This is a genomic window from Bacillus sp. 522_BSPC, assembly GCF_001076885.1.
In the GTDB taxonomy this organism is placed as follows: Bacteria; Bacillota; Bacilli; order Bacillales; family Cytobacillaceae; genus Niallia; species Niallia hominis.
This window is the reverse complement of the sequence record NZ_JVDT01000146.1, coordinates 1-5,780: the sequence shown is the minus strand read 5'-3', so window position 1 is coordinate 5,780 and position 5,780 is coordinate 1. Positions and strand designations below refer to the sequence as shown.

4 protein-coding genes are annotated in these 5,780 nt (G+C 36.3%); 2 read left to right on the top strand and 2 right to left on the bottom strand.

Going from position 1 to position 5,780, the window contains the following annotated elements; translation table 11 throughout:
• Positions 1-1,136: 1,136 nt before the first annotated feature.
• Entirely contained in the window at positions 1,137-2,399 is a 1,263-nt protein-coding gene (gene ltrA, locus ADJ83_RS11505) for a group II intron reverse transcriptase/maturase (protein WP_031537038.1), read from the bottom strand.
• A gap of 1,083 nt (positions 2,400-3,482) precedes the next feature.
• On the opposite strand from ltrA, the gene ADJ83_RS11500 reads away from it, so the two are divergent.
• Both ADJ83_RS11500 and ADJ83_RS11495 read left to right on the top strand, forming a co-directional pair.
• Entirely contained in the window at positions 3,483-4,052 is a 570-nt protein-coding gene (locus tag ADJ83_RS11500; protein ID WP_031537039.1) for a YitT family protein, read from the top strand.
• Between the two features lie 163 nt (positions 4,053-4,215).
• Positions 4,216-4,965 (top strand): polysaccharide deacetylase family protein, encoded by a 750-nt coding sequence (locus tag ADJ83_RS11495; RefSeq protein WP_081836613.1) that lies wholly within the window; start codon positions 4,216-4,218, stop codon positions 4,963-4,965.
• Positions 4,966-5,094: 129 nt separating this feature from the next.
• On the opposite strand, the gene ADJ83_RS11490 is transcribed toward ADJ83_RS11495, so the two are convergent.
• On the bottom strand, positions 5,095-5,538 hold the full coding sequence (locus ADJ83_RS11490) for a cell wall hydrolase (protein WP_031537041.1): 444 nt from the start codon (positions 5,536-5,538) through the stop codon (positions 5,095-5,097).
• Positions 5,539-5,780 lie beyond the last annotated feature (242 nt).

Here is a 5,780-nt window from a genome sequence, read left to right as displayed (position 1 = left end):
ATGCTACTTCCTCCTGTTTGTGGTTTAGTACAAAGATAGAATGCCTCGAATAAAATGTTTTATCCTCAATTCTAAATAGCAATTATTCCTTTGGATAGACAATTATTGAGATTCCTTTCGTTTTAAAATTAAGCCAAAATATTACTAAAATAAATCTTCTGTAGCTTTGAAATAAAGTTGCAATACTAATAAAAAAGACGCGATATTTTTAAGAAAGTCGCGACGTTTATAAAAAAGATGCGATGTTCTAGCCCTTAACAAAGCACCAATTACAGATTTAAGCCTGATTTAAAATCCCTTTTCATGAATTCAGAACCGCAATATTATTACGATCCATCTCGGCAAAATAATCAGGTTGAAAATTTAGACCAAAGGATTTGGGGTATAAGGCCATTTTCTTTAGACCATTTTTTAGGCCTTTTCCCTTTAGACCATTTTTTGGATCTCCCTTCTTTTGGAGACCATATTGGTGGAGAAGCCCATTTCTAGGCGGTTTATTAGGTGGTTTGTTGGCTGGTACGTTATTGAGCCCATTTTGGTATGGTTATCCTTATTTTTATTATCCGTATTATCCGTATATCTTTTTTTTAGCATCATGACTCTGTATAAATTAAAATCATCACTAATACAACATGTATTATAAACAGGTATTTTGAAGTATAAAATTGAGAATAGGAGTTTGGAGTCCAGATTGGAGCTGACACCACTTCACGGGGTAGCGTCAGGATTTTCACAATTTACAACGTTGAGAATACAATCGTTGTTATATCAAGGGGTATGAGGTTTATATCAATATGGTCTAATCTATTGGGACTTAACCGATTTTACGTAAAATAAAGCTTACTAGTGTCTCGTAAGACTTGTCTCAAAAGTCTTATCGTTGTTAAATCCTTCGTTTTTAACAATGAAAACAGCTTAACGTTGTAAATCCGCATTTTCGGGACGCTACCCCTTCACGAGCTTAGAGCTAATGGTTTAGTTACCGGTTATAAAAACGGTTAGTTCATAAAACGAACAACAGTTTGGTTTATCTCTCCATTAAAGAGATTATTATACTTAATAATCGAGTAGGAGGGAGTGATTAACTCCCGACCTCTCATACCACCGTACGTACGGTTCCGTATACGGCGGTTCAATTAAGATGAATAACGCAAAGTTTCGTAACGAACTTGTAGACTTTTCAGCCCTTGGCTTTCCCAATAGGAATTGCCGAGGGTTCTGTGTAATATGGGGCTTTTAGAAATGCGCCAGTACCCTTTTCGGGTGTTTCCCCACTCGTATGCTTTTCCAGAAGGAACTTTCAACCGAGTAAGATTTCTGACTCTTGTTTGAGGTTTCTTCCAATTCTTCCATAGACACATTCTTAATCTTCTTTTAATCCAGCTATCTAGTGATTTGAATGTGGAACTTGTATCTGCTAATCCAAAATAACCACACCACCCCATTAGATATTGGTTTAACATCTTGATTCTGTATTCCATGGAGTATGGCATCTTTCTTGAGGTAATCTCTCGTATTTTCTTCTTCATTCGAACTAGACTTGTTTTCGCAAGACGAACCTTTGGTTCTTTGTGATTCGTGAAACTAAAACCTAAGAACTTCCGGTTCCAAGGACGGTCTACCGCTGATTTCTTTTCGTTTACTTTTAAACGAAGTTTTCCCTCAATAAATCTTTGTACACTCGCCATTACTCTTAGACCCGCACGTTCTGTTTTCACATAAATATTGCAATCATCTGCGTATCGAACGAATTTATGTCCACGTTCCTCCAACTCTTTATCGAGTTCATCTAGAACTATGTTTGAAAGTAAGGGACTTAAAGGTCCACCTTGTGGTGTTCCTTCTTCTATACTTGAAATCACTCCATTTATCATGACACCAGCTTGGAGATATTTACGAATAAGTTTTAATAAAGATTTATCTGAAATTCGTTTCGCTAATGTTGCCATTAGTCGGTCATGATTGACCTTATCGAAGAATTTCTCTAAATCCATATCAATCACCCATCGATAACCTTCCTTTAAATAACCCTTTGCTTTCCGAACAGCGTCATGGGCACTCCGATTTGGACGGAATCCATAACTGTGGTCCGAAAATATTTTGTCATATTCCTTTGATAAAATCTGCGAGATAGCTTGTTGAATCAAACGATCTGTCACGGTTGGGATACCTAGTAAACGCACACCACCATCTGGTTTCGGGATTTCGACTCGACGTACTGGTTGTGGTTCATAGGTTCCATTCAAAATCTGCGATTTAATGGTTTCCCAATTTTCGAGGATGTGCTGTCGTAAGGTTTGTACGGGCATCATGTCTACTCCATGGCTTCCTTTATTCGCTTCCACTCGCTTTAGCGCTTGTATCATATTTTGCCGTTCAAGAATTTGATTCAACATCACCATTTCGTTCCTTTCCGTGATTAGCTTATCTTATTATGCCCATCTGAACTCCACCCTCCGCAAATACCCTCGTGGGATTCACCACTACTTTCTAAGCGTGAGGTTTCTCTGTTTTCTGTGCTATTTCATTCTAGATGGAAAGCCAAGGGCTAATCTCTCTTAATTGTTCAGTCCTTCCGACTGGTTCTAGACCCAATCGTACTATGACCTCTGCTGACTTCTGATGATTCAGCTACTTGTCACCAAGTAGGTTATGAAGGGTACTTCACGTTTCCATCAGACCTCCCCGGGTAAGCACATGCACTTTTACACCATCTATCCGCCTCATTTACTAGGTATGACCTTCGACAGAAAGGACTTTGTTTTGTGTTGCAAACTCATCCAGTCGTAACTAGCCTTGTATGAGATTCGTGTTCCTCGGACCGGTGTTTTGCCTCCAGCTTCCTTCAGATTCCGCGTCACCACGGACACCCTAGCTCTTGGCTAACCTCTACTTCTGTCTTCGGGGTTCGGGACTCGCACCCTATAGTTCATGTGCATGCCGGGCGCACAACAAGGAAATGGGACCTCATTGAGAAGTCCCATTTTGTTTGGGAAAAATGCTCCTGTATAGGTAATCTTCACAGATAGACGTTAGTAATTTATTTTTAGAATAGAATATGTGTCTTTGTGATAAGAGTGCAATTCTCATTAATTTAAATAATTTAACTTGCCTATAAAGGAAATAAACATAAATGATTTTAGTTTTGCACGAATTATTTCGTCAGCTCAAGGAAACTTACCTTATTACACAATAAATAAAAAAACGGAGTGAACTAAAAAGGGATTTAGATATATGGGATCAAGGGAGTAATAGTAACTTTACTGAAGTTTAAATTATTTTTTACTTATGGGATTTCGGAGCATTAAAGTACCTAAAGAATTACTTTCTTTAGATACTTTAATGCCTTTTAAGAAAGGGGGAAAGTGGAGGCGATTATCCCCTAATAAATGAAGTATTCCCTAATATATTTAATTTTTCCTCTGCATTCTTATTCTTAACCTTAAAACCCCGACATATTATTAGATTAAAAATGAGACAAGGTGATTGTTATTTTTAAGAAATTAATAGCTACTCTTATTGGAAGTCTGTTATTAGGAGTTGGTGTGAATGGGTTTCTAGTTCCTCATCATTTAATAGATGGTGGAATCCTTGGGATCGCACTATTACTTCATTATTTTTTTAAATTTCCAACTGGTATTATAATGGTGGGGTTAAGTATCCCTATTTGTATATTTTCCTCAATAAATAAAAAAGAGTATTTTTTTAGTAGTTTGCAAGGCTTATTGGTTTCGTCCTTATTTATTGATTTACTTGTTCCTCTTCGTTCTCAATTTTTTATTCCCCAACTTGCAAGCGCACTAATTGGAGGTGCAATAATTGGAGTTGGTGTTGGTCTAATGCTGCGATATAAGACAAGCACTGGAGGAACTGACTTACTAGCTGAAATTATTTCTGAAACTTTTTCGTTAAATATTGCACTTGTAATCATACTGATAGATGGAATTATTGTGTTGGCATGTCTGGCTTTATTAAAATTAGATACCTTCATTTATTCATGTATAGCTATTACCTCTGTGGGTTTAATAACATCCTTAATTAAAGGAAAATAATTTTTTATTGAGAGTCCCAACAACAAACGTGGAAACATACGCTAAGCAATATCGACATGAAGAAAGCCGATTTTTCCTACGGTGTAGTTAATGGGATGGGAATAATAAGCCTATAAGATTAGTGTTATGATTGTTTTTTTTTAATTACATAAGTCTATTGTTGATGGGTATTTTAAAATTATTAGTTTATATTGCGGAGGAGTTTTATGAGGAAAAAAATTCGCTAATACTAATAGTGTTTTTAAGTACTTTCATTTTAACAATTACGGATCTTATTGGACCATTTAATACTATTGGCTCTGGTACAGCAGCCTTAAAGGAGAAAAATGATGAACTTTACAAAGAAATTAAAGTGTATAGAGAGGAACATAAAATTGAACCGATTGATGCAAAAGTCGATAGAGTGTGGAAGGCAATTCCTGGATACAATGGATTGGATGTAGATATTGAATCTAGTTATAAAAAAATGAAATCAGATGGTAATTTTCACAAAAACAAAGTTGTTTATAAGGAAAAACCTCCAAATGTCCATTTAGAAAATCTAGCACCCATCCCGATTTATAAAGGAAATCCAGAAAAGCCTATGGTGGCGTTATTAATAAATGTTGCTTGGGGTAATGAGTACATTCCAACGATCCTTACCACACTAAAGGAATCCAAGGTGAAGGCGACATTTTTTTTCGATGGTAGCTGGGTTAAAAAGAATCCTGACCTAGCTAAGATGATCTATCGGGAAGGCCATGAAATTGGAAATCATGCTTATAGTCATCTAGATCTTAAGAAGCGATCTAAAAGTGATACCATACAAGAGTTAGAAAAGACGAATGCTCTCATTGAAGAAACCATTGGCATAAAACCGAAGTGGTTCGCACCTCCCAGCGGTTTGACAAACCCTCTGAGGATCTTCCAGTAAGAAGATCCTTTTTTGCTGCTTACTCAATTAATGTACCTTTTTGTTAAGTTAGTATTTTACAATCTTTCTTAGGTAAATACGGTTACTAAAAAGTTTATTTTAGTTTTTATAAATATTCGAATCTTTTCCTCAACGAGGACTATAAACGCTTTCACATGTTCCAGGCGCTGGTTCATAAAAACAATGTTGTTTAAATTGACCAGTAAAAGGTTGGTCATACCATGTTGGAGGACACGGACCATATGGATTAAAGTACCAAAGAGCATATTTCGCTGGGTGATCTCTCCAATATTCCAAATTCTTTCTTGCTAATCTTCTTTCAGATTCTCTTGCTCTTTGATAAAATACATTACCTTTTTGAACAGCTTCAAAAGAGTAATTTCCTCCTTGTACGTGAAAAATGACATCTCTAATTGTTCTTAATTCCTTAAAGTCAGCACAATCTGCTACAACACGGTTAACAATGACATTTCCAACATATAGCATTCCTTGTGGTCCTTCGCCTTCAGCTTCTGCTCTCATCATCCTTGCCATTAAATCGACGTCTGCATTTTGGTAAGCTACTCTTGTCATTTTTCCACCTCCAAAATACAGTATGAAAAAAAGCATACATTCATGCCCTTTTTTACAAATATCAAATGAATACTCTATACAAAACTAGTTAACATAATTAGTAGTAGTGCCTTGCCCCCCTGTTGGAGTCTTTTTAACATCGAATATACTTAGTCAGCCGCAGCAGAATTACGGAATATATTGGGATTAATATAGAAGAAATGTAAAACGGACCTCCATTTTTGTTTTTCGATCCATTTCCA